The following is a 24,563-nucleotide window of genomic DNA, read 5'->3' as shown; positions in this document are numbered from 1 at the left end:
GCAGCCCACTCATTCACCGGTATTCACCATTCTAGCCACTAACTGAACGGTATTGCACTTAGCGGGATTGGCCGCTACGGCGTGGATTTTCGTGATACGAGTAAAGGGAACAACTCCCGTCTGCGGTAATCCCGGACAGGGGAAAACAGCCTGCGGGCTCAGTCTTGCAACGAGGTAATTCTCCATGTCAATTGGACTTTCCGAAGACCAGCGCGCCCTCGCACAGTCGGTTCGTGAATACATCTCGCGGGCGGAACCGCTCATCGAAGTTCGGGCACGTCTCGACAAGCCGACAAACGAATTGCCCTCAGGATGGTCGACTTTCGCGGAACTCGGATGGCTGGGTGTCCATCTGCCGGAAGAATATGGTGGCGCCGGATTCGGTCTGCCGGAATTGACGGTAGTCGTGGAGGAATTGGGGGCGACGCTGGCACCCGGGCCACTGTTTCCGACGGTGTGGGCGTCGGCTGTCATCGCGGCAGCGGGCACCAGCGAGCAACAGGAAGCGCTGCTTCCGGGCCTGATTGACGGAACCGTCGTCGCGACGGTCGGGATCAGCACCTCTGCCACGCTGTCAGGTTCGTCCGTCGAATTGACTGCGCCAGTAGAGATGCTCTGTGCGGCAATGGCAGATATCCTCCTCGTCTCGATCGGCGAAGACGTCGTCGTGCTGCGACGCGAGCAGGTGCAGGTAACGGAGTCGCCGACGCTTGACCCGACTCGCAGAGTCTCGGCAGTGACCACTAACGGCAGCGTCGACGCCGTTGCAGTTCTGGCCGGCGCCGGCGCACCTGCCGTGTCGATCGGCCGTACTCTGGCTGCCGCCGAAGCCGCCGGAGTGATCACCGCGGCTACAAAACTGGCCGTCGAATACGCGAAGGACCGCTTTGCGTTCGGCCGCGCGATCGGCTCGTTCCAGTCGGTCAAACACATACTTGCCAACATGCTGGTGGACCGCGAAATGTCCACCGCGGCCGCCTGGGACGCAGCGCAAGCAGCATCCGACAACGAGGATCAGAGCTCGTTGGCAGCAGCAGTCGCAGTTGTGACAGCTCTACCCTCAGCCATGCGGGTAGCCCAGAAATGCATCCAGATCCACGGCGGAATCGGGTACACCTGGGAGCACGACGCCCACCTGTATCTGCGTCGCGCCGGGGCTCTGAACGCTGCATTCTCCCCCGTCGTCGCCCGCGCTGACATCGCCGACGCCACCGCAGCCGGGATCCGGCGCGAATCGACCATCGAACTGCCTGCCGAGGCCGACGAATACCGCAAGCAGGCACGTGAATTCGTGAAGAAGGCCACCGCGGCGCCCGCCGATCAATTGCGTCGCCTATTGGTTGATTCCGGCTACGCCGTTCCGCATTGGCCTGCGCCGTGGGGTCGCGGCGCCGGTGCCGTCGAGCAGTTGGTCCTGGAAGAGGAACTGTCGACAGTTGATCTGCCGCAGTACGGAATCGGCGAATGGGTGCTGCTCACCGTTGTCGGACACGGTACCGCCGAACAGCACGAGCGCTTTGTCGATTCGAGTCTCATGGGCACAGTGACATGGTGCCAGTTGTTCAGTGAGCCCGGCGCCGGTTCCGATGCCGCGGGAATCACCACCAAGGCTCGCCGCGTCGACGGCGGCTGGATCGTCAACGGCCAGAAGACGTGGACCAGCGGCGGCGTGACGTCGACGCACGGCATGGCGACTGTCCGCACCGACCCCGAGGCACGAAAGCACAAGGGCATCACCATGATGCTCATCGACATGGCTGCTCCCGGAGTACAGGTACGCCCGATCAAGCAGATCACCGGCGACTCACACTTCTCCGAGGTTTTCCTCGACGACGTGTTCGTTCCCGACGCCGATGTGCTCGGTGACGTCAACGGCGGGTGGGGCGTTGCACGCTCTGCTCTCGGCAACGAACGCGTGACGATCGGCCGTGAACGACTGGGCCTGGGCGTCACGTACAGTATCCACGATCTGTTCACCGTGGTGCGCACTACGAACTCCGGAATGGACGATACCGTGGCCGACCTTGTGGCCGAAGACCTTTCCCTGCGGGCACTCACCACCCGCATCGCAGAGATGGCTGTACTCGGCGCCGGACCGGGACCCGAAGGTGCGGTGTTGAAGCTGGTCGGCAGTGAACACGGCCAAAGGCTCGCCGACGCCGGACTGCTACTCTCCGGGTTCCTCCCGAGCGACAGTGAATCGAAAAAGCCTGTCCATCACAGCTTTCTGGAGGTTCGATTCCAAACCATCGCCGGAGGCACGTCCGAGATCCTCCGCAATCAGATCGGCGAACTCATTCTCGGCCTACCTAGGGAGCCTGCTCTTGTCTAACTCACTTGCCACCGATCTCACCGGCCGCACCGCGATCGTCACCGGCGCAGGCGCAGGCCTAGGCCGTGCCGAAGCACTAGCCCTGGCCTCACGTGGCGCATCTGTCGTTGTCAACGACATCGGCTCCGCAGCAGAGGATGTCGTCCGCGAGATCGAGGCTCTCGGATCCCGTGGCGTAGCCGTGACCGGCGACGTCAGCGACTGGTCGCTGGGAGATCGTCTGGTCGAAGCGGCGGTCGATTCATTCGGCAGCCTCGACATCGTCGTCAACAACGCCGGAATCACCCGTGACGCAATGCTGTTCAACATGACCGAAAAGCACTGGGACGATGTCATCGCGATTCATCTCAAAGGCCATGCGGCACTGTCGCGATCGGCCGCAGTACATTGGCGAGCCGCGGGCAAAGCCGCCGGGGGGCCGGTGTACGGACGGGTGATCAACACAGCGTCCGAAGCCTTTCTGCTCGGGGGCGCAGGTCAAGCCAATTACGCTGCAGCCAAGGCCGGTATCGTTGCGCTCACTCTCTCCACTTCGCGCGGGCTGGAGAAGTACGGCATCACCGCAAATGCCATCTGCCCGCGAGCTCGGACCGAGATGACTGTCGGGGTTTTTGCCGATGGAGAACCTGACGGCGGTCTCGACATCATGGCACCAGAGCGCGTCGCTACCTTCGTCTCCTTCTTGGCTACGCCGGCAGCCCAGACGATCAACGGTCAGGTCTTCGTCGTTTACGGCGACATGGTTGCTTTGATGGCGCCGCCCACCGTGCAGCAGAAGTTCGTGGCTGCCGACGGCACGTTCACCGTGGAAGAATTTGCAGATCAGATGGTGCCGTATATCTCGAAATTACCTGCGGGACAGAACTACTCAGCGAGCAGCATAATCGAACTCGACACCACTGGTGTGACGAACTGACCGGAACGGGCCCGGAGAAACGTAAGTTCTCCGGGCCCGGTCCGGGTAGGTTCCCCGTTCAGCCGGCGGTCGGTAGCATTGCCAACCGCCCGTGTACCCGGAACTCGGCCTCGATTTCTCGCCGTCCGGCATCGCCGAGCGGCGCATACTCACTCGTCTTGCCGATCCGAATGAAAACGGAATCCTCTGCAGCCCAAGCTGTTCGGCGCAAAGGAGCCTTGTTGACCTTGTTGCTTCCGGTGAGAGGTATCTGATCGACAATCCGCACGAAGCGTGGCCACCACTTTGCACCCATATCAGGCTGTTCGCCGAGAAACTCTCCGAAAGCCTTCGGATCGAAACTCACTCCGTCGTCCATCTCGAGAACTGCCATGACCTGATCGCCGGTCCGAGGATCCGGAACCGCAAAGATCGGGGCCGCAGAAATTCCCGGAATTCGTTGCAGCACACGCTCGACCGGTGCGGCCGAGAAGTTCTCACTGTCTACCCTCAGCCAGTCGGAAGACCGTCCCGCAAAATAGAAGTAGCCAGCCGAATCGCGGTAGGCAAGGTCGCCGGACCAAAAATCTGCGCCCTTGACGCGATCTGCCATCGCCCCAGGGTTCTTGTAATACCCCTCGAAAGTGTGCGCCAGGCCTACTGCCACCATCTCCCCGATGGCCTCGGCATTGGCCAGACGCCCGTCACTGTCGAATTCCGCAGGCGGGCACTCGATGCCGGTCGCCTCGTCGAGGACCCTGACATCGAGCCCGTTCTGCGGGATGCCCAGGGAGTCCCGAGGTGTATCGGGCGTACGCCCAATACGGAACACACCTTCGCTCAGACCATAACCCTCCATCACGGTGCAGCCGTAACGTTCGGAGAAGCGTCTGACGTCGGTTTCCGACGCCTCGGTACCGAAGGCCAACTCAAGCGTGCTGTGCGCGTCCCGGGCATCTTCGGGGCAGCTCAGCGTGTACGACAGGGCACGACCGACATAGTTGACGTACGTGACGCCGTAGCGGTGGATGTCGGGACCGAACTTGCTGGCCGAGAACTTCCTTGTCATGGCAACCGTCGCGCCGACGCACATTGCCGGAGCCAGGTTCAGCATTACGGCATTGCCGTGGAAGAGTGGCATGCACAGGTAAGTCACGGAATCGCGCCGCAGCGACGCCCGATCGACCATCGCAACCGTCAAGCGTGCCAGCCGTCCCTGACCGACGATCACCGCCTTCGGTGCGCCCGTCGAACCGGAACTGAAGAGCAGCAGGGCTTTTTCTTCCGGCGTCGGCACCGCCTCGGGTAGTGGTGCTCCGCGGAACGGCGCCAGGAATTCGGCATAATCGGGGCTGTCGATGTTCAGGATGCGCTCGGGTGGAAGACCATGACCCGTTCCGTCGACCAGATGCGCCAAGGCATTCTCGGTGATGACGATGTCCACGTCGCCGTGGCTGATGTCGTGTGCCAGCTCTGCGCCACTGCGACTGGCGTTGATACCGACAACGGCAGCTCCGGCCAAAGGTCCGGCGCCGAGCCAGAATACGAAGTCCGGAACATTCTCGAGCAGGACGCCCACGTGGATCTGACGGCCGTCCGGCTTGGGAATCAACGCGGTCAATGCCGCTGCGCGATCAGCACTTTCCTGAACAACCTCACGCCAGGACCAGGAGCTGTCCTCGTACCGAAGACCACCTCCGTCGTCCTCAGCGCGGCTTCGAATTATCTCTGCGTACGTGTCCATATCTAGCTCCCTACTTCAGCAGTTCGGCCGGCACCGGCGCCGGCGGATTGAAGGTGAGGTAGTGCCCCGGAAAACCGTTCTCGTCGAGATCGTCGGGTTGCCAGCCCTCCAACAGTCCGCTGCCATCGAGTGCATGAACCGAGCGTCCGAATTCCTTCAGTAGTGGCAGGCTGAACGCCACTCGGCCGGTTACCTCGGACGGTTCGGCAGTGCAGAGCAGCAGCGCCGCCTCGGCCATCGTGTCCTCGGGTTCGGACGGCCATCCCGGAACCGCTGCTGCAGCGTGCTCGGTCGCGACGCCACGGTTGGGCGCAAGCGAATTCACAGCGATGTTGTCGCCGTACAGTTCCATCGCGGATCCCGTGCTGATGCGGTCGATCATCGCCTTCGTTCCGCCGTACAAGACAGAACCGGCCAGCGGATGCGGCGCAAACGGCGGACCGACGCGCGGACCGGCCTGCCGGGACGAGATATTGACGATCCATCCCGCACCGTTCGCGCGCATGCTCGGGATGACCGCCTTCATCAGGTCCCAGGTGTTCCACACGTTCGTTTCGACGGAGTCGTAGAACCACTCTCTCGGCATGTCTGCAAAGAGTGTCTCGTAGCGCCGGGACGCGGCAACGTTGTTGACGAGGATGCTCACCGGGCGCCCGAAGCTTTCCTCGATTCGGGCGATCAGAGCGCCGCGATCGAGATCGGGTTCACCCAGATCGACGGCAAAGCTCTGCGCGGTTCCGCCGGACTGCGCGATGATGTCGACGGTTTCCTCGAGCGAGCCCTGAAGATTGCCATCACCCGCACGCAACGTGCGAGAGACCGCCGCAACGGGTATTCCCTCTGCTGCAATACGTCTCGCTATCGCCCGCCCGATTCCTCGGCTCGCACCCGTGACAACTGCAAGACCTGCCGATGTGGCGTTTTCACTGATCATGCCGATACACCTTTCATTCTCCCGAAACGCACTGTCGGGTTAAGTTGAAAACGCGTTCACTGACGCAGGACTTGTGGCACCGGGCCAAGTTGCACGAGCTGACGGCCTCGGTTCCGGCCGGTCAGAACGCTTGCCAACGCAAGCGGGGCTTTCTCCAGCCCGTCTACGACGTCCACGCGGTATCGCAACCGTCCCGCGTCGAGTTGTTCGAGCGCCCATTCACGGTAGCGCGGGTACTGCTCGTAATGGTCGTACACCACAAAGCCCTGAATTCTCAGTCGTTTACGAAGGACCGGGCGCAGGGGCGGGCCGTAATCGGATTCGGCGCCGTTGTACTCACTTGCCATCCCGCACACGACAACCTGACCAAAGTCGTTGAGCTGCTCGAACACCGCGGCCAGCGTCTCACCGCCGACGTTGTCGAAGTACAAGTCGACGCCATCCGGGCAGGTCCTCGCCAGTCCCGCAGCGATCGTCTCGTTCGTCCGATCAATGCAGTCTGCAAACCCGAGTTCGTCTACGACGTAGGCGACCTTGTCACCACTTGCTATTCCGACAACGCGGGCGCCGGCCAGCGCAGCCAGTTGCCCCGCCACCATCCCGACGGCGCCGCCGGCAGCCGAGATTACCACCGTCATAGCGGCTTCGAGCTTTGCCGCGAAGTTCAGTCCGCAGTACGCCACAAACCCCGGCCTACCGAGCACTCCCAGCTCCGCTTCAAACTGAAATCCCGGACGTGGCTCCAACAAGTCCAGATACTCGCCGCGAACCGTGTGAAACACCTGCCAGGTATTCCCGCCACGTACCAGGTCACCCGGCGCAAACTCCGGATGCCGCGACGCGACAACCTCACCCACCAACGCACCATCGAGGCCTGCCTGCGGTGGGCTCACCCCGGCCAGAACGATATCGCCGATCCCGGCCACCGCGCCGAGTGGACCCGGACGCCCGTCGGAGGCAGGCAGCCGCCGACGGGCACTGGGATCGATCGCAAGATAACAGGCCCGGAACAGCACCTCGCCGTCTTGCGGTTGCCGAATCTCGGCTGCGGCGATCGCAAAGTCCTCTGCACGTGGAAGTCCCTGCGGTGCGCGAAGCACGCGCACCGCCAAGTTCTCCCCCGTGGTCATACAGGTGCGCCGATCGACGCGCCCTTCTCCAGAACATTGGCCAGTTCCATGCCGACCGCGCCCGCGCTGCCCAAGGAGAACGCGATTTGACGACCCCACAGGAAGTAGCGGTGGATCGGGTAGTCGATGTCAGCGCCGATTCCGCCGTGCAGGTGCTGGGTAGCGTGGACGACTCGCAGTCCACCACGCGACGCCCACCACTTGGCTACGAGTGCAGCAGCTTCCGCTTCGCTCTCCGCTCCCGTGTCCATCAGCCACGCTGCGCGTTGCGCGGTCAAGCGAATGCTCTCGGTGTCGAGATACGCATCGGCAGCGCGCACCGACACCGCCTGGTTGGTGGAGATCGGTCGACCGAACTGGATGCGCTCGGACGTGTACTTCGCGGTCATGGCCAGTGCTTCTTCGCACACGCCAACAGCCAAGGCTGCCAGCGCAACCCGTGCTCGTCGCAGCGTCCAATCGAAAATAGCTGTTCCGTCACCCGGAAGAACGTCGGCAGCCGTGACGACTGCTCCGTCGAAGCTCACCGCACTGTTGCTCTCGTGATTGGTCACGTTCAGCGTGGTACGGACGAGGTTGCCGGCGGGCACAATCATCACGCTTGTATCGCCTCCGGGCATTGCCACCGGAACCAGCAGTGCCGTAGCGACATCCGCTGCCGTCACAGATTCAACGGTTCCACGGAGAGTCCAACCGTCACCCGACGCCTCGGCCCGGACCGGCAGGCCGGCTCCGTGTCCGGTCTCGAACGCGCCCGTGACGATCACGGAGCCGTCGAGCAGACCGGGTAGCCATTTCGCCTTCTGCTCTGGGCTACCGAACTCCGCGATCGGGAGCGCTGCGGTCGCTACAACCGACCACAATGGCACCTGCGCAACGCGTCTGCCCTGCTGCTCGAGAACTGCAGCGAGACCGAGCATTCCGAGGCCCGCGCCACCTACCTCTTCAGGCAGCGCGATACCGAGGATGTCGGACTCGGCAAGCAGATTCCACAGTTTTGCGTCGAAACCACCAGCGCTCTCCACCTCACGCAGGCGGTCCACACCGGACTTCGCCGCGAAGATCGATTCACTCAGATCCCGTACAGCGGAAAGGTTGTCGTCGAATTCGAATTCCATGTCAGCTCTTCTCGTTCAGTGCGGCAGTGTCTTTCGATCCGACAACAGGTCGACGACGCGCTGCGAGCGTCATACCCAGACATTTGGCTGCGACAATCTCACGCATCACTTCGTTGGTACCACCACCGAAGGTGTTGTTCTGCGCGCGGCGACCCAAGTTCTCGACGCGACCCTCGAGGGCCGCACCGGGCGTTCCCGGACGCAGCAATCCCTTGGCTCCCAGCACTTCCTGCAGCATTCCGTACGCACTCACGACGGCTTCGGTCCCGAAGATCTTGGCTGCAGCAGAATCTCCGCCGCCCAAGGTGTTTGCCGCCACGTCCGCGACCAACCGAAGGTTCATCAGATCGGCAGCACAGAGCAGTGCATAGATCTCGGCGAGTTTCTCTCGCACCCAGCCGATATCGTAAACATGGCCGTCACCGGCCGGCTCGGACTTCGCCCACTCGACTACCTCGGCAAATAGCTCGTTGGCAACGCCGCCACGGGCGGCCAGAGCCACCCGCTCATGGTTGAGCTGGTTGGTGATGAGCTTCCAACCCTGATTGAGTTCACCGACAACATTGGTGAGCGGAACGCGCACATCTTCGTAATAGGTTGCCGACGTACTGATTCCGCCGATTGTATGGATCTCGGTGACAGAGAACCCGGGAGCACTGGTGGGCACCAGCACTACCGAAATACCTTCATGGGTCGGCGCATCCGGATCGGTGCGCACAGCCAGCCAGACCCAATCAGCGAAAACACCGGCGCTGGTGAAGATCTTGTTGCCGTTGATGACCAGATCATCACCGTCGATACGCGCGCGGGTTTCGAGGGCAGCGAGATCCGTACCGGCGTTCGGCTCGGTGTATCCGATAGCGAAGATCAACTCGCCGGCCAGGATCGGCCGCAGGAAGAAGTCCTTCTGCGCCTGCGTTCCGTGCTTGATCAGTGCGGGGCCGACGGTGTTGAGCGTGACCAGCGACAGCGGCGCATTAGCGCGAATCACCTCGTCGTAGAACACGTACAAAGCCTCGGGATCCTCACCCCGGCCGCCGAATTCCTCCGGCCAGCCCAGACCCAGCCAGCCGTCCTTACCCATCTGACGCAGGATGCGGTCGAAGACCGGGCCGCCTTCGGTCTGGTCGACCAGCGCGCGGCGGTCGTCTTCGTTGATGATCTCGGCGAAGTACGCGCGCAATTCCTTGCGCAGAGTCTTCGACTCCTCGGACAAATCCAGGTACATGGTGAAACTCCTCGAGAATAGGAACTAGGAGCGCGGCAGGCCGAGAACGCGCTGCGCGATGACGTTGAGTTGAATTTCGACGGTTCCGCCGCCGAACAGTATGGAGGGCAATCCGATGTGGTCGATCGCGTAGTTGGCTTGCGGATCAACCACTGCCGCACGTGGTCCGAGCAGTCGCAACACATCTCGGGACCCTTCTCGCTGTGCCAGCGCGTTGTACACCTTCGAAACGCTGATCTCGGCGCCAGGCTCCTGATCGGCCAGTCGAGCCGAGACACCTCGTAGGTTCAACGCAGACAGTGCCAGCTCACGGGAGATGCTGCGCCCCAGCCCTTCTACTGCGTCTTCCCTCGAGCAATCGTGACTACCGTCGGCGATGACGGTTCGGAACTGATCGCTCGAACCATGATGCAATGTGCTGCCCATGCTCAGGCGCTCGTTCGACAATGTTGTCGCGGCAAGCTTCCAACCTTGCCCCGGTTCGGAGACAAGGCAGTCGTCCGGAATGAACACGTCGTCGAGGAACACCTCGTTGAACTCCGACTTGCCTGTCGACTGCTTGAGCGGCCGGACGTCGACGCCCTTCGATGTCATATCGACCAGGAAGTAGGACAGTCCACGGTGTTTCGGTGCATCCGCGTCGGTGCGGGCGAGGCAGACGCCCCAATCCGCCTCGTGCGCACCCGAGTTCCAGACTTTCTGCCCCGAAATGATCCAGCCGCCGTCGACCTTACGTGCTTTGGTGCTCAGCCCAGCGAGATCGGAGCCTGCGCCCGGTTCGCTGAAGAGTTGGCACCAGATGATGTCGGCGCGCAGCGTGGGATCGACGAACCTGTCGTGCTGCTCGGCATTGCCGTGTTCGAGAATCGTCGGAAGCACCCACTCACCGATCACAGTGGACGGTTGCGCCCATCCGCGCGTGGCGAACTCATGGGCAATGACAGCCTGTTCCTTGGGTCCCGCTCCGAGCCCATACGGAGCTCGATAGTGCGGTGCAACAAGTTTCGCCTCGGCAAAACGTGCGCGCCGAGCACTCCCCTTCGCCGGAGCCCAACTTGCGGCGGTGGTTCCGTCATCAGGCAGCAACTCGACGTCAGCGAAGACGCGGCGCACATCGGCGCGCAATTCCGGCAACAGGTCGGAATCAACGAACGAGAAGTCGCGAACAGCATCGGCGGAGCGTTCCCCCAGTGTGTGCGCCCACCTCTCCTCCGAACCGACAACGGCCGCAATGCTCAGTGCACGACGCCAATACAGGTGCGCATCGTGCTCCCAGGTGAAGCCGACACCGCCAAGCAATGTGACACATTCGAGCGCGTTCTCGATCCCGATGGGCAGTGCTGCGAGTGCTGCCTGAGCGGAAACGAGTTGCTGCTGATCCACGTCGTGGTCTTCCGACCGTGCTGCATCCCAGGCTGCTGCACAGGCAATTTCGGAGCGCACGAGCATCATGGCAGCTTTGTGCTGAACTGCCTGGAAACTGCCGACGGGGCGACCGAACTGCTCTCGCGTCTTGACGTAGTCGACAGCGGTGCGCAGCGCCCAAGCCGCAAGTCCACTCGCCTCCGCGGCGTACACGGTATTGACGATCAGCTCGACACGGTGCGGCAGCAGACCGTCTACGATCTCCGCGTCCGATACCGGGTGACCGGTCAGCGTCAACGTGCCGATCGCCCGTGTCAGGTCAATTCCGTCCTCGACCTCGACTACCGCTGTGGCAGCCGGGGTAAGCCGGAACCACAGTTCACCTTCGCTGCTCTGGGCCTGTACGAGAACAACATCCGCGCCCGGTAGACCCAGGGCCGGATCGGATGTACCGGTGACGCTCCAGCCGGTTTCGGTGCGGACTGCCTCTACCCCGACACCCGTGGACACAGCTCCGGTAGCTCCAGCGCCCAACTCGCTCAACATTGTTGCTGCCGCGCTACCGGAACCGGTCGCGAGAATTCCGCCGGTGACAACGGTCGGGACGTACGATCCGGGATAGAGAGCCATGCCCAACTGTTCGACGACCACCGCAAGTTCTGCGAGCGAGGCACCGTCGCCGCCGTATTCCTCCGGCAGATGCACGGCGTGCAATCCCTGGTTTACCAGCGAATCCCAGGAATCCGGACGATCACCGGCGGCGTACCGCTTGAAATTGGCTCGGGTGTCGGCAATTACACCGCCGCGGGCCGCGAATGCGGCTACCGCTTCGGCGAGATCACGGTGGTCTTCGAGCAGGGGCAGGGCCATGGCTGGTTCCTCAATCTTCGGTTCTACTGGGGCATCAGATACGTTCGAGAATCAAGCAGGTGGTTGCGGCTGACGCGCAGATCGCGATGAGGGCGATGGACTTGTCGCGTCGTGCCAGTTCGTCGATCGCATTGGCCAACAGACGAATACCGGTTGCTCCGGCCGGGTGCCCCAGCGCAATGGCACCACCGTTGACGTTCAGCAGATCCTGGTCGACGCCGTGTACCTGTGCGAACGACATGGGCACCGAGGCAAACGCCTCGTTGACCTCGAACAGATCGATGTCGGCAATCGTCAGGCCCGTCCGTTCCAGCACTATGGACGCTGCGTCCACGGGACCGTCGAGCATGAACTCGGTGTCTCCGCCGATGACGCACTGCGCCAGGATCCGCGCCCGCGGGCGCACGCCCAGTGCCGAAGCGCGAGTTGCCGACATCAGCAGAGCCGCACTCGCACCGTCGGAGACCTGCGAAGACGTTCCAGCAGTGTGCAATCCACCCTCTTGAACGGTGCGCAGCTTCGCGAGACCTTCCAGACTCGATTCGCGTAGTCCCTGATCACGGTGAACCGGAGCGTCCGACCCGGGAACCACCACGTCGATGATGTGCGAGTCGAATCGGCCGGCGTCCCACGCTGCCGCAGCGCGCTGCTGCGAGCGCAGCCCGAAGGCGTCAAGATCTTCACGGCTGAATCCACGTTTGACCGCGATACGGTCAGCAGCGGTGTACTGATCCACGGTGTCGAGTGACCACGACTCGGGTCGGGGCGTTCCGAGGCCCGTGCCCACCTTGTAGGTGAGCGGAGCCCGCGACATCAGTTCCACCCCGCAGGCAACGCCGACGTCGACGGCACCGATGGCAATCTGGCCAGCCAGCAACTGCACCGACTGCTGCGCGGTTCCGCACTGAGCGTCGATCGTGGTGCAACCGGCCTTCAACGGAAGGCCGGCATGCATCCAGGATGTCCGAACGATATTGCCGAACTGCTCGCCGAGCGGTGTGACACAACCGCCGATGACCTGGTCGACAGCGTTCGGGTCAACTCCCACGCGCTCCAGCACGCCGGACTGCGCGTATCCCAACAATTCCGCAGCGTGGACCCCGGACAGCCAGCCCTCACGCTTGCCGAAGGGTGTTCGTGCTGCGTCTACGATGACGGGCTTCATACCAACTCCTCGGTGTGTGGTCCTGCTGTGTCATTCAATGCGGTGCCATCCAGACCGTGCACGGTCAACGCCCACTCGTCGATCAGGTCCAAGCTGACGCACGAGCGTGCGGTGAACTCGGTATTGCAATCGCAGAGCGCAGTGACCGCTTCCACCATTTGTTCCATAGATTCGACCTGATCCGGACGGATAGTCTCACCGACCAGGACTCTTGCGCCCTCACTGAGCACTGCTGCCCGCGGTTCGATCGTGTTGACGCGCACACCCGCGCCGTAAAGTTCGGCACCCATGCCGTTACTGATGCGGTTGAGCGCCGACTTGGAGGCTCCGTACACCGTCATCGCGGTTCCCGGTTCGATCAACGTGAACGGCGGACCTTGCCACTGCTTCGTGGTTCCACTGGACACATTGACGATCCAGCCGAAACCCTGTGCCACCATGCCGGGTATTACTGCCTGCATCAGATCGAGTGGCGCGTGGACATTTGCCTCGAAGACCACACGCCGCCGACGGAGCGGGTATTCGGACAACGGCGCGTAGATCGCTGCTGCCGCGTTGTTGACCAGGATGTCGATGGTCCCACCGAGCTTCTCGATCGCCTGCGGCACAACGGTGTCACGCTGCTGTTCGTCCGTCAGATCAGCGACGACAATCTCAACCTTGGTTCCGTACTTCGCAATTCGAGCAGCGGTTTCCTCGAGGCTGCCCAGCAGGGTTGCGTGTGCGCCGAGCGTCCGAGCCACCAGAACGACGTCGGCGCCCTCCGCTGCCAGTCGCTCCGCGACACCCGCACCGATTCCACGACTTGAACCGGTGACCAGCGCCCGGCGACCTTCGAAACGTCTCGTCATGCTACTTCCACCTCGAAGCAAAGCGGTTGATGCTCTCCGCAATCCGGACGACCTCGTCTTCGCGCAAGCCGTGACTCATACCGAGAGTCATACCGCGCTCGAAAACCGCGTCAGCGACCGGAAGTCCCTCTTCGGGCTGACGGTATTCGATGTTGTTCATCATCGGGTGCCGAGTGACGTTGCCACTCCACACAGTTCGCGTATCGATGCCGTCGGCTTCGATGGCTTCCTGCATGTCGCTACGAGTGAAGGGTGCGTCCTCGTTGATCATCACCGGGTAGCACAGCCAGGCCGTATCCAGACCGTCCAGTTCTACTGGCGGAGTGAAGAACTCCGGATGCGCAGCGTACGCCGCAGTAAATGCTGCAAACGTAGCCTTGCGCGTCTTGTAGTTGGCTTCGAGCTTGTCGAGCTGAACGACGCCGTACGCCGCACCGAGCTCGGACGGCTCGAAGTTCCACGACATGAGCTCGAAGATGAAGTCGTTGTCGTAGTCGACGCCGTCGAGCTCTTCCCGGAACACGCGACCGGTCTTCGTGCTACCGAACAGGTTCGGCTCACTACGGCGACCCCAACGACGAAGCAGCAGCGCCTTGTCGCGACTCGCTTCGTCGTCGACCAGGACCATGCCGCCGGTGCCGGCGCACGTGATGATGTGTGCCATCGAGAAGCTGGTAACGACGATATCCGCGCGCGAACCGGTGGGTGTACCGCGGAGGGTGGCGCCGATCGCGTCGCAGGAATCCTCGATGACCTTGAGCCCGTGGCGATCCGCGATGTCGCGGATGACGTCCCAGTCGGGGCAGTTGCCGGCCAGGTTCGGCATAAGGATGGCACCGGTCTTCTCGGTGACCATGGCCTCGATCTTGGTGACGTCGACGTTGAACGTGTTGGGCTCGACGTCCACGAACACCGGCACGAGGCCGGCACGCACGATCGGTGCGATGTCGGTGGAGAACGTCAGCGGCGAGGTGATGACCTCACTGCCCGCAGGCAGGCCGAGAAGCTCGACCGCCAGGTACAACCCGGAGGAACCGGAGTTGCACATGACACCGAACTTCTTGCCCGCCAAGGCTGCAATGCGTTCTTCCATCTCGAAGACGTTCTTGCCGATACGCAGTCCTTGATTTCCGCTGCGCAGGACGTCGACTACCGCCTGAATTTCCTCTTCACCGTGGGTAGCCCGCGCATAGGTGATCCGCTCGTTCATGTGTTCCTGCTTTCTTTCAACGTGGAGTGCAGATTCAGTGATCGATGAAAATCAGTGATCCGCGGAGAGCACAAGCGCACTGTGCGGGACGGGCGAGCCGCCGGTCACCAGGACGTTGTTCAGGGTCTTCGGAGGTTGGTTGGTGGAGGTGCCGCGGATCAGCCGGACACCTTCGGCGATGCCGTTGACCCCGTGGATGTAGCCCTCACCGAGTTGACCACCGTTGGTGTTGATCGGAAGTCGGCCACCCAGTTCGAGATTGCCGTCGGCGATGAAGTCTTTGGCCTCGCCGCGGCCGCAGAAGCCGTATTCCTCGAGTTGGAGCAGCACCATCGGAGTGAAGGCGTCGTAAAGGATGGCAGCGTCGATGTCGCCCACACCGATTCCGGCCTGGTTCCACAACTGACGCGCAACAAGCTCGACCTCGGGCATGCTGTCGATGTCGTCACGGTAGTAGCTGCTCATCGAAATCTGTTGGGGACCAACACCTTGAGCGGCACCCGTGATGATCGCCGGCTTGTGCGGCAGATCCCGCGCCCGCTCGGCACTGACGATGACGAGCGCCTGCCCGCCGTCACTTTCCTGGCAGCAGTCCAGCAGACGAATCGGATCGGCGATCATGCGCGAGTTCTGATGATCCTCGATGGTGATGGGACGATCGTAGAACCACGCTTTCGGGTTGTTGGCGGCATGCTTGCGTGAGAGCACCGAGATCTGCCCGAAATCGGCACTGGTGGCGCCGTATTTGTGCATATAGAGCTTGGCCAGGAACGCTTCCTGCTGAGCCGGAGTAAGAAGTCCGTACGGGTTGATCCAGTTGCGGTATTCCTGATCCGTCGACTGGTTGTACGCGAAAGGCGGTGGGCCGGCACCGAATCGGTGACCTGATCGTTCGTTGAATGCCCGGTAGACGACAACGACGTCGGCGACTCCACTCGAGACGGCCAGCGCGGCCTGCTGAACGGGTGCGCACGCACCACCGCCGCCGTGCGGGATGCGACTGAAAAACGTCAGTTCGGGGATCCCGAGCGCGCGCGCGACGGCGATCTCCGGGTTGTTCTCCATGGTGAACAGTGCAAAACCGTTCACTTCTTCGGCTTCGATCTGCGCGTCGTCGAGTGCCGCCATGACGGATTCGCAGGCCAACTGCCATTCACTGCGCCCGGAGTTCTTGGAGAATTCCGTGGCTCCGATTCCGGCGATCGCTGCTGCTCCGGAAAATCCTCGACTCATGCCGTTGCCCCTTCCACAGACGTCACCGTCACCGTGGCGGTGACGTGCGTTCCTCGTTCGTTGCGCCCCTGCACGGCGACGGTCACGGTTGAACCGTCGTTCTCCACTACCTCGCCGGTGAAAGTCATCGTGTCTCCGGCGAAGTTCGGAACACCGAGCCTCAGAGCGGTTTTGACAATCCGCGACGCCGGGCCGGACCAGTCGGTGACGTATCGGTCGATGAACCCGTTGGTGGAGTTGATGCTCATGAAGACGTCCGGTGTTCCACGTTCCTGAGCCTTGCCCGGATCGTGATGGACGTCCTCGAAGTCCTGCGAAGAGATCGCGGCTGCCACGATGAGCGTGCGGTCCAGCGGTAGTTCGAGTGCAGGCAGACCAGTGCCGACTACGCAGTCGAGAAAGCTCATGACGGACTCTGCCCGCGACGGCGGAGCTGCGGCAAGATCTCGCCGTGCGCGTGCTCGGAGAAGCCGACCTCGAGTTCCATGCCGAAAGCCAGTTCGTCGTGGTCGATTCCCGCGATGTCCGCGACCAGACGTGTGCCTTCCTCCAGATCGACCAACCCGACCGCAAGGGGGTAGTCGAACGCCGGATCCTTGGGGTGGTGAAGGACGGTGAAGCTGTGCAGGGTGCAGCGGCGGGTGGATTCGACTGTGTCCCAGCTGAACGAGCGGCACGACGGGCACGCCGGTGCCGGCGGGTGCCGCAAGGTCTTGCAATCCGCGCAGCGCTGGATTTCCAAACGGCCCTCCTTCGCAGCTTCGAAGAAGAAAGAATTGTCTCCGGTGACGGTAAGTCCGGGCACCGAGGTCCGGGGAACCGGTGCTGGATCGGTCGGTACTGCGGCCTCACTCATGCGGGGACCTCCTGCGTTTCAGGGTTGAATCGGAGCAGTCGGAATCGCTCTTCCACCAGAGTCTTTCCGGCCGCGTCGACGTAGTTTTTGAAGAGGGTGATGAAGCAACCGTGCCCGAGGCCGGTCTGCTTGAACGGTGAGATGGACTCGATGGTGAAGTGCGCGGTGACCTGATCGCCGGGACTCAGTTCCGCGAAGTACTCCTGTTCCACGTTCGTCGCGACTACCGAGGTGTAGCCCGCCCCGTCGAGCAGTGCCAGCAGCCTCGAGTAGGAAAAGTCCTCGACGGCGCCGTCTTTCCGAAGTTGTTGAACTTCCCGGTAACGGCGATATCCAGACATCACCCAGGTCGAGATCATCGCGGGCGGACAGACGACGTCACGCCTACCGGTAGCTCGGGCAGCGTCGACGTCGACGTAGATCGGGTTGTTGTCGTCGTGCGCTTCGACCCAGTTGCGGATCATCGCCTCGTTGACGGCGTAGCGCGCGACACGCGGAGGTTCGGCCTCCGTGCCGATGAATTGCGGAAACTGTTTCTCCAGGCTCTCCACTGAAATCCTCCATTTTGGCCCGAGTTGAGCAAGCGCTTGATCCTGAAGCTAGCATAGGGTCACGGAAGTTGAAATATGTGATCCCACCGGCACATTGACGAACATGAACAAAATCTCTACGTCGGGGCACACCTGGTCGGTCCTGAACCCGAACCATCAGGCAGGATTGCACTACGTCGAGAAATAAGAAAACGCCTGCTCGGAGCGGGACTATCACCAGCGGAGACCATGTGGCAGCCACACCGGATCGTCGAGAGAAAATCCTCGAAAGCTCAGCCGAGTTGTTTGCACAGAAGGGCGTCGCGTCGACAACTGTCCGCGACATCGGAGAGGCTGCCGGCGTCTTCTCCGGCAGCCTCTACCACTACTTCAAATCAAAGAACGCGATTGTCGCCGAGCTACTTCGCGGATTCATGACCGACATCCAAGAGCGCTTCGACCAGGTCGCGAAGACTGCCGACGGTCCCGAAGATGTCCTACGAGGCCTGATCCGGGAAACGCTGATCGTCATCGAACTCCACCCCTTCCCGACGGCCATCTATCAGAACGATCGCGCCTATCTTCGCGACAACGATCTGCTGCAGTCCGTCGACATCCCGTCGCGACAGGTTCGCGAGCACTGGCTGAAAGCCATCGCGGCCGGCGTCGACCAAGGCATCTTTCGCAAGGACGTCGCTCCCGAGATCTTCTATCGATCCGTGCGAGACACCCTGTGGTCGACTACTCACTGGCCGGACCGTCAGAAATACACAACCGAGGAATTCGCGGATCTGATGATCACGCTCTTCCTCTCCGGATTCCGCATCACAGTGCGCGAGTGAGTTCCGGTAACTCGAGATCCTTGGGTGTTCGACCCTGCGGAAGTAACAAGGACACGACAAAGACAACCACGGCGCAGCCCGCACACACCAGATAAGCCACGGCAAAACCCGTCCACGACGTGGAATGCTCACTGCCACTGACGACAAAGGCAGCCAGGACCGTCGCGACCGTCGCACTGCAGAGGGTACTTCCGGACGTTCGCAGGAGCGAGTTGACGCCATTTGCGGCAGCAAGTCGCTGACGCGGCACCGCAACAAGAATGAGCAGCGACAGCGTGCTGTAGACGATTGCCGTTCCGATGGCCGTAATGCCCAATGCCGCAACCACTCCCCAGAGCGGCTTACCGGCAACGGCATGGATGCCGTAGCCGCCGGCCAGAAACACTGCGCCGGCCAACATCGCGGTGCGGGAACCGTAGCGGTCCGTGATCCGTACTGCCACCGGCGAGAACAGCACCATCGCGATACTGGCGGGAATCTGGCACAGCGCAGCGGAGATGATGGTCAGTCCGTAGCCCGCACCCGGCCCTGTCGCGCCTTGCAGCAATTGCGTTGTGATCAGCGTGTTTCCGAAGAAGGCGAAGCCGACGAGCAACGCCGCGATGTGCGGGATCAGCACGGCACGCTTCACCAACGCCCGGACGTCGACAAGGGGGTTGACGTTGCGTCGCTGCTGAAACACCCAGAGCGTGAAGAGAACCGCCGATGTGGACAGCATCGAGATCACCGAACCACTGGCCCACCCCCAACTACTGCCTTGAGTGACGGGTACCAGTAACAGGATGAGCGCGGCGCTCAGCCCCACTGCGCCAACTCCGTCGAATCTGCCCGACGGATTGGCTTCCGACTCGCGAATGAACACGACTGCGGCGAGTGTCACCGCCAATCCGATCCCCGTGGTTATCCAGAACAGCACGTGCCAGTTCGAATACTGAGCGATCATCGCAGAGAACGGAATGCCCAGCGCTGTACCGACTCCCAGCGTCGAACTCATCATCGCAACAGCACCGTTGACCTTGTTGCGCGGAAGTTCGTCGCGTAGGAGCGAAATTCCGATGGGGATCACTGCGGATCCGGCGCCCTGAAGTGCTCGCGCAAAGATCAAGACTGAAATATCCGAGGAGATCGCGCACAACATCGAACCCAGCGTCATCAAGGAGAACGCGACCAACAGCATTTTCTTCTTGCCGAACATGTCGGCAAGACGCCCGAAAATGGGCGTGACGACGGCACCGACCAACAGAGTGACGGTGACAAGCCAGGACACTGCGGTGCGACTGGCACCGGTGAAGTGCGGGAGTTCGGGAAGTAGCGGGACGATGACCGTCTGCAGCACCGCTTGAAAAACGGCCGCTGCGACAACAATCGGAAAAAGAAAACGTGAGCGCACTGAGGCAGTCGATGGAACTGGCGCACGGTCGAGCGTCGTCAAACCCTCACCGCCTGCCTCAGAAGGTAAATATCCGTTCACCTAATGTAGGTGAACGGATATTTACCAGCAAGTAGTGTGGCGACGATCACCCATCGAGTAGTTGTTGCACCAGCGGCGCGTACATCGCCACGACCTCGTCCTGCGTGCCCGTCGCATGACCCGCCAGCATCCGTCGACGCATGATTGCCACCCCCGCCACCATCGACATCGCCAACTCGGCACGCAATCGGGCGTCCGAACCCGACAACCGCGCCGCCAGGGCATCGATCATCTGCGTCGAATAGTTCTCGCGCAGTTTGCGGTTGCTCTCCTCGCTCACACCGCTCATGAACAGCAAGCTCATGGACAGCGGCTTGTACGACTCGAGAGGCTTGGTGAACAGGGACACCATGCGCTCGCCGAGCTCGTTGTTGGGCGCGTCGAAAACCGTAATTGCCGCAGCCCGGAAGTCAACCAACTCGTCGTACAACTGCTCTTTCGAGCCGAAGTACTTGATGATCAGCGGCGCGCTGACGCCGGCATCTTCGGCGATGTCCTTGAGCGTGATCTCGCGGTACGGGCGCGTGGCAAATGCCATGCCGGCGGACTCGATGATCTGAGCCCGCGTCTGTTCCGAACTACGACGCCCAGTGTGCGCGCCACTCATCAGGCGTTCCTGGACAATTCACGACGCCCGGACAACGCCCTACCCAACGTCAACTCGTCCGCGAACTCGAGATCGCCGCCCATGGGAAGCCCGGAAGCCAAGCGCGACACCGTCAAGCCTGGAATATCTCGCATCATGCGGACAAGGTACGTTGCCGTCGCCTCACCCTCGGTATTGGGGTCGGTGGCAATGATCACCTCGGCCACGTCGACACCGTCCTCCTGATTTGCGATGCGAGCCAACAACTCCCGAATACGGAGCTGATCGGGCCCGATGCCGGACAACGGATTGAGTGCCCCCCCGAGAACGTGATAGCGCCCCTTGAATTCCCTCGTACGCTCCACGGCTTGAACGTCTTTGGGTTCCTCGACGACGCAGATGATCGTTCGGTCCCGACGCGAATCAGCACAAATTCTGCACTTCTCCTGATCGGAGACAGTTCCGCACACCGTGCAGAACTGAACTCCGTCGCGGATGCGCGCCAGAGCGTTCGTCAAACGGTCGATCGCAGTCGGCTCGACCGAGAGAAGGTGAAAAGCGATGCGCTGAGCACTCTTGGGCCCGACCCCGGGAAGTTTCCCGAGCTCGTCGATCAGATCCTGAACCGGACCTTCGTACACGTGGTCTCGTCTCTAGAAACCGGGGAGACCGGGGAGGCCTCCGCCGAGTCCGCCGGCCAAGGGGCCGAGCTTCTCCGCTGCCACGTCCTGAGCCTTGCGCGATGCGTCTTCGATGGCACCGATCACAAGATCCTGAAGGGTTTCGACGTCGTCAGGGTCCACAACCTTGGGATCGATCTGCAGACCGACCACCTCACCGGTGCCCTTGACCGTGGCAATGACGAGTCCGCCACCGGCCTGGCCGGTCACCTCCGCCTGTGCCATTTCCTGCTGCGCAGCCATCAACTGCTGCTGCATCTGCTGAGCCTGAGCCAACAATGCGGACATATCTGGCATTTCACCTGGTTGCACTAGCGGTCCTTTCTACAGAGTTATCCACCCCAGGGTAGTCGGTGCGCGCTACCGTGAGCGGGTGCGCCAGAACCAGTCAAATCACCGTCAACTCTCGTCAACGGCATTACGTTGCGCTGCCTTGTCGATCAGCCTTGCTGCCGCACTCTCCACCGCGGGCTGCACAATCCCCACCGAGACCACTCAGGCCGGCCCGGTCAGCACTGCGGCCGCAACAGCACAAGCAGTCGCCGTCGGCCTTTCCGAGACCACCGCCGTTCCCGTAGCCAACACTGTTCCCGAGACTCTCGTCGGCAAGGTCGTCTTCCTCGACCCCGGGCACAGCGGCGCAAACGACGCATCCATCAACACCCAGGTGCCCACCGGGCGCGGCGGAACCAAGAACTGCCAAACCACCGGCACCAACACCGACGCCGGATTCCCCGAGCACACCTTCAACTGGGAAGTCGCGAGCCTGGTGAAGAACGAACTCGAAGCCGAAGGTGCCACAGTCCTCCTGAGCCGACCCGATGACGCCGGCGTTGGCCCGTGCGTCGACGCTCGCGCCAACTCGGCCAACGCATCCGATGCCGACGTCGTGGTCAGCATCCACGCCGACGGAGCCACGGCGAGTGCCGAAGGTTTCCACGTCTGCTATTCCGCCCCGCCGCTCAACCCCGTCCAGGCCGGACCTGCGGTGGCATTCGCGGAGACCATGCGCGACTCCCTCACCGAAGCCGGCCTCACGCCGTCCACCTATATCGGTGAAGACGGCCTTGCACCGCGCGCCGATCTCACCGGACTCAATCTCTCGGAGCGACCGTCCATCCTCGTGGAGCTCGGAAACATGCGCAACGCCGACGAGGCAGCCCGCATGAGTAGTCCCGCCGGACAGGCCGAATACGCGTCGGCAGTATCGAACGGTGTGCAGGCTTTCCTGACAAGCCCGTAGTGCGTCATCTGTGGATAACTCACGGTTATCCACAGGCTCGAATTCAGTGCGGTTGTATCGGGCGTTGCCCGATACCGTTTTGGCATGGGCCCGCTCCTTCAAGCAGATCTCGAAGCACTACAACAACTTTCGGTTGACCTACGCAGTCACTCCGATTCGATCAACGCTGTCGGCGCCATCGACGGCGTTGCCGATGCCTATCGGTTTCTGTCCGGACGGGTCAGCGCGTGTGCGTCAGGTGTTGCCGACACCGCCCGGCTGCTCGATGCCGCGGAGCGTGACTTCAACGCCGTCTTGCATGGAATTCAGTTCTGATGCGTCCCAACATCTCCGACGTTCGAGCGTGGTCCCCGGAACCACTGCGAACGCTGAGTTCGCAACTGATCGAGGCGGATCGGCGGGTAGAAGACATCCTCGACGAGACCCGTCGGCGGGCCGATGCCGAATTCACTATTTGGAAAGGTGCAGGCGCCACCGCTGCCGGCGCCCACCTGTCTACCACTCTCCGCACGTCCAGCCGCATATCCATTGCCGTCCGATCGATCGCGGATCTCTATGCCGGAGCGGCAAATACACTCGGACACGCATACCGCGAGGCCAGGACGATTGCCGACGAGGCCGCATTCTCGGGGATGACCGTCACCGACCTCGGCGAGGTGTTCCCACCCGTCCCACTCTCGCCGATCAATGTGGCAGATGTTCTGCAGAACAACCAGTATGCGGAGGCGGCAGCAACTTTCGGCCGGAACCTATCGGTAGCACTCGATACCGTGGAACGCGACGAGTTCGACTCCGCTGCAGCCTTGGCGATCGCATTTCGTCAACTCTCCGAGCTACTCGAGACACCCCCGGCCTTGGTCAGTGGCCCGATCATATTGCCGGACAACCCCACTGAACTCAGCAACTACTGGAATTCCCTCTCCCCCAGCGAAAAAGATGCCCTGGCGACGCATTATCCGACAATCGGGAACCGTGACGGACTCCCCGCCCTCGACCGCGACTACTACAACCGCCGCTACCTGGACTCTTTGAGCACATCCCCGGATCGCACGTACGCCGCCGTCGCATCGGAACTTCGCCCGGACATGTACCTACTGGCCTTGAACACGGACGGACACGCCGTCATCGCTCTCGGAAACCCGGATACCGCGGACAATGTCGCGACTCTCGTTCCCGGAACCGGAACCAGTCTCTCCGGAATCGGCGGGGACCTTGCGCGGACCACGGCCATGTTCAACTCGGCGCGGGCGGCCGCGCCAGGATCTGCCAATTCGGTCATCCTCTGGTCCGGATACGACGCTCCCCCAAGCCTTCCCGACGCCGGATTCGACAGCTTCGCCGACGGCGCCGCACCCGCACTCGACAAATTCCAGGACGGATTACGCGCTTCACACGACGCCCCGGCCTCCCACAACGTGGTGATCGGGCATTCCTACGGCAGTACCGTCATCGGTGCCGCCACTACCGGCGGCGCCTCACTCGATGTCGACGATCTTGTCTTCGTCGCCAGCCCCGGCGTCGACGCGGACCGCGTCAGCGACTTGAGACTCGACTCGACGTCCGCTACCGACATGGCCGAACATGTCTATGCGACAACAGCATTCTGGGATCCCGTGCAACTGGTACCGAAGGTCCTCGGAACACACGGATTCGATCCGTCCGACCCCGCATTTGGCGCTCAGATCTTCGAGAGCGCGCCCGGTTCACCGGGGTTGGCCGTCCACGGCGAGTACTGGAATGCAGAAAATCCGGCCCTGAATACTCTGGGCCGGATCATCAGCGGGACTGCTTAGCCCAGTTCACGCTTGAGGTTGTCGAGCACCTTCTTCTGGATGCTCTGCAAGCCCTTGGGTGCAAACGTCCGCTCGAAGAAGCCGCCGATACCCGTCGCGCCCTTCCACTGCGTCAGCGTGGTCACCGTGGTACCTGCTCCGTTGGGAGCAACCGTCCACGTGGTCACCAAACTGGAGTTGGCGTCCTTCTCGGTGATGACGTTGCCGTCTACCGTGACGGTCGACTCGACGTTGCGGGAACGCTTCTCAGTTGCCTTGAGCGTCCACCGTACGACTGTTCCGTTGCCCTGTCCGCCTTCCACGACGTTGTAGTCGAGGTACTGCTCCGACAGAATGCGCGGGCGAACCGTCTCGTAGTCCGTCAGTGCCGCAAGCACCTTTTCCGGTGCCGTAGCGACGACGATCGAACTCATTGCGCTGACCTGACCCATTTACCCTGCGTCTCCTTTTATCCAACTACCGCGACTCGACTACCGCGGAACACGAG

24 protein-coding genes are annotated in these 24,563 nt (G+C 62.0%); 6 read left to right on the top strand and 18 right to left on the bottom strand.

Annotated elements, in window-relative coordinates; translation table 11 throughout:
• The first annotated feature begins 184 nt into the window (after nucleotides 1–184).
• Together QM600_RS13770 and QM600_RS13765 are read left to right on the top strand one after the other, a co-directional pair.
• On the top strand, nucleotides 185–2,332 hold the full coding sequence (locus tag QM600_RS13770) for an acyl-CoA dehydrogenase family protein (protein ID WP_283262008.1): 2,148 nt from the start codon (nucleotides 185–187) through the stop codon (nucleotides 2,330–2,332).
• Nucleotides 2,325–3,248 carry a 3-oxoacyl-ACP reductase gene (locus tag QM600_RS13765; protein WP_283262007.1) on the top strand — a complete coding sequence of 308 codons (924 nt, stop codon included), beginning with the start codon at nucleotides 2,325–2,327 and terminating at the stop codon, nucleotides 3,246–3,248. Before QM600_RS13770 ends, QM600_RS13765 begins: the two co-directional genes overlap by 8 nt.
• A 58-nt stretch (nucleotides 3,249–3,306) precedes the next feature.
• Here the strand turns inward: QM600_RS13765 and QM600_RS13760 are convergent, their stop codons facing one another.
• From QM600_RS13760 to QM600_RS13700, 13 genes are read right to left on the bottom strand one after another with little or no spacing between them, the layout of a single operon-like run.
• Nucleotides 3,307–4,971: an AMP-binding protein gene (locus QM600_RS13760; RefSeq protein ID WP_283262006.1), complete on the bottom strand. Its 1,665-nt coding sequence runs from the start codon at nucleotides 4,969–4,971 to the stop codon at nucleotides 3,307–3,309.
• Nucleotides 4,972–4,981: 10 nt separating this feature from the next.
• On the bottom strand, nucleotides 4,982–5,905 hold the full coding sequence (locus QM600_RS13755) for an SDR family NAD(P)-dependent oxidoreductase (protein WP_283262005.1): 924 nt from the start codon (nucleotides 5,903–5,905) through the stop codon (nucleotides 4,982–4,984).
• 56 nt (nucleotides 5,906–5,961) lie between these two features.
• The gene (locus QM600_RS13750; RefSeq protein WP_283262004.1) at nucleotides 5,962–7,035 is read right to left on the bottom strand and encodes an MDR family NADP-dependent oxidoreductase; all 1,074 of its coding nucleotides are present in this window, start codon (nucleotides 7,033–7,035) and stop codon (nucleotides 5,962–5,964) included.
• Nucleotides 7,032–8,153, bottom strand: a complete 1,122-nt coding sequence (locus tag QM600_RS13745) for an acyl-CoA dehydrogenase family protein (protein ID WP_283262003.1) — start codon at nucleotides 8,151–8,153, stop codon at nucleotides 7,032–7,034. Before QM600_RS13745 ends, QM600_RS13750 begins: the two co-directional genes overlap by 4 nt.
• A 1-nt stretch (nucleotide 8,154) precedes the next feature.
• Complete coding sequence (locus tag QM600_RS13740) at nucleotides 8,155–9,381, bottom strand: acyl-CoA dehydrogenase family protein (protein WP_283262002.1); 1,227 nt, start codon at nucleotides 9,379–9,381, stop codon at nucleotides 8,155–8,157.
• A 24-nt stretch (nucleotides 9,382–9,405) separates the two neighbouring features.
• Nucleotides 9,406–11,616, bottom strand: coding sequence for an acyl-CoA dehydrogenase family protein (locus QM600_RS13735; RefSeq protein ID WP_283262001.1), 2,211 nt, complete (start codon nucleotides 11,614–11,616; stop codon nucleotides 9,406–9,408).
• Between the two features lie 34 nt (nucleotides 11,617–11,650).
• On the bottom strand, nucleotides 11,651–12,781 hold the full coding sequence (locus tag QM600_RS13730; RefSeq protein WP_283262000.1) for a steroid 3-ketoacyl-CoA thiolase: 1,131 nt from the start codon (nucleotides 12,779–12,781) through the stop codon (nucleotides 11,651–11,653).
• Nucleotides 12,778–13,632, bottom strand: a complete 855-nt coding sequence (locus QM600_RS13725; protein WP_283261999.1) for an SDR family NAD(P)-dependent oxidoreductase — start codon at nucleotides 13,630–13,632, stop codon at nucleotides 12,778–12,780. The genes QM600_RS13730 and QM600_RS13725 overlap by 4 nt, the downstream gene beginning before the upstream one ends.
• A 1-nt stretch (nucleotide 13,633) precedes the next feature.
• Nucleotides 13,634–14,842 (bottom strand): DegT/DnrJ/EryC1/StrS family aminotransferase, encoded by a 1,209-nt coding sequence (locus QM600_RS13720; RefSeq protein ID WP_283261998.1) that lies wholly within the window; start codon nucleotides 14,840–14,842, stop codon nucleotides 13,634–13,636.
• Between the two features lie 51 nt (nucleotides 14,843–14,893).
• Nucleotides 14,894–16,075, bottom strand: coding sequence for a lipid-transfer protein (locus tag QM600_RS13715; protein WP_283261997.1), 1,182 nt, complete (start codon nucleotides 16,073–16,075; stop codon nucleotides 14,894–14,896).
• Complete coding sequence (locus tag QM600_RS13710; RefSeq protein ID WP_243622582.1) at nucleotides 16,072–16,482, bottom strand: hotdog family protein; 411 nt, start codon at nucleotides 16,480–16,482, stop codon at nucleotides 16,072–16,074. Before QM600_RS13710 ends, QM600_RS13715 begins: the two co-directional genes overlap by 4 nt.
• Entirely contained in the window at nucleotides 16,479–16,931 is a 453-nt protein-coding gene (locus QM600_RS13705) for a Zn-ribbon domain-containing OB-fold protein (protein WP_283261996.1), read from the bottom strand. Before QM600_RS13705 ends, QM600_RS13710 begins: the two co-directional genes overlap by 4 nt.
• Nucleotides 16,928–17,482: an FAS1-like dehydratase domain-containing protein gene (locus tag QM600_RS13700; protein ID WP_283261995.1), complete on the bottom strand. Its 555-nt coding sequence runs from the start codon at nucleotides 17,480–17,482 to the stop codon at nucleotides 16,928–16,930. Before QM600_RS13700 ends, QM600_RS13705 begins: the two co-directional genes overlap by 4 nt.
• A 230-nt stretch (nucleotides 17,483–17,712) precedes the next feature.
• Between QM600_RS13700 and QM600_RS13695 the strand changes: the two genes are divergently transcribed.
• Nucleotides 17,713–18,303 (top strand): TetR/AcrR family transcriptional regulator, encoded by a 591-nt coding sequence (locus QM600_RS13695; RefSeq protein ID WP_283261993.1) that lies wholly within the window; start codon nucleotides 17,713–17,715, stop codon nucleotides 18,301–18,303.
• Here QM600_RS13695 and QM600_RS13690 read toward each other — a convergent pair.
• The 4 genes from QM600_RS13690 to QM600_RS13675 form a co-directional block, all read right to left on the bottom strand.
• Nucleotides 18,287–19,735 carry an MFS transporter gene (locus tag QM600_RS13690; protein WP_502942969.1) on the bottom strand — a complete coding sequence of 483 codons (1,449 nt, stop codon included), beginning with the start codon at nucleotides 19,733–19,735 and terminating at the stop codon, nucleotides 18,287–18,289. The two genes, QM600_RS13695 and QM600_RS13690, sit on opposite strands and share 17 nt — an antisense overlap.
• Nucleotides 19,736–19,820: 85 nt before the next feature.
• Nucleotides 19,821–20,381 carry a TetR/AcrR family transcriptional regulator gene (locus QM600_RS13685; RefSeq protein ID WP_283261991.1) on the bottom strand — a complete coding sequence of 187 codons (561 nt, stop codon included), beginning with the start codon at nucleotides 20,379–20,381 and terminating at the stop codon, nucleotides 19,821–19,823.
• Nucleotides 20,381–21,001, bottom strand: a complete 621-nt coding sequence (gene recR, locus QM600_RS13680; RefSeq protein WP_094270854.1) for a recombination mediator RecR — start codon at nucleotides 20,999–21,001, stop codon at nucleotides 20,381–20,383. Before recR ends, QM600_RS13685 begins: the two co-directional genes overlap by 1 nt.
• Nucleotides 21,002–21,013: 12 nt before the next feature.
• On the bottom strand, nucleotides 21,014–21,352 hold the full coding sequence (locus tag QM600_RS13675; protein ID WP_502942968.1) for a YbaB/EbfC family nucleoid-associated protein: 339 nt from the start codon (nucleotides 21,350–21,352) through the stop codon (nucleotides 21,014–21,016).
• Between the two features lie 61 nt (nucleotides 21,353–21,413).
• Between QM600_RS13675 and QM600_RS13670 the strand changes: the two genes are divergently transcribed.
• The 3 genes from QM600_RS13670 to QM600_RS13660 all read left to right on the top strand — a co-directional run bounded on the left by QM600_RS13670 (nucleotide 21,414) and on the right by QM600_RS13660 (nucleotide 24,076).
• The gene (locus QM600_RS13670) at nucleotides 21,414–22,283 is read left to right on the top strand and encodes an Rv3717 family N-acetylmuramoyl-L-alanine amidase (RefSeq protein WP_502942967.1); all 870 of its coding nucleotides are present in this window, start codon (nucleotides 21,414–21,416) and stop codon (nucleotides 22,281–22,283) included.
• A gap of 84 nt (nucleotides 22,284–22,367) precedes the next feature.
• On the top strand, nucleotides 22,368–22,598 hold the full coding sequence (locus tag QM600_RS13665) for a hypothetical protein (protein ID WP_283261988.1): 231 nt from the start codon (nucleotides 22,368–22,370) through the stop codon (nucleotides 22,596–22,598).
• Entirely contained in the window at nucleotides 22,598–24,076 is a 1,479-nt protein-coding gene (locus QM600_RS13660; RefSeq protein ID WP_283261987.1) for an alpha/beta hydrolase, read from the top strand. Before QM600_RS13665 ends, QM600_RS13660 begins: the two co-directional genes overlap by 1 nt.
• Here QM600_RS13660 and QM600_RS13655 read toward each other — a convergent pair.
• Nucleotides 24,073–24,507 (bottom strand): SRPBCC family protein, encoded by a 435-nt coding sequence (locus QM600_RS13655; protein ID WP_283261986.1) that lies wholly within the window; start codon nucleotides 24,505–24,507, stop codon nucleotides 24,073–24,075. The two genes, QM600_RS13660 and QM600_RS13655, sit on opposite strands and share 4 nt — an antisense overlap.
• Nucleotides 24,508–24,563 lie beyond the last annotated feature (56 nt).

The organism is Rhodococcus sp. IEGM 1379 (assembly GCF_030056815.1).
Classification (GTDB): Bacteria; Actinomycetota; Actinomycetes; order Mycobacteriales; family Mycobacteriaceae; genus Rhodococcus_F.
The sequence above is the reverse complement of the archived record's forward strand: the minus strand, read 5'-3'. Positions and strand labels throughout refer to the sequence as shown.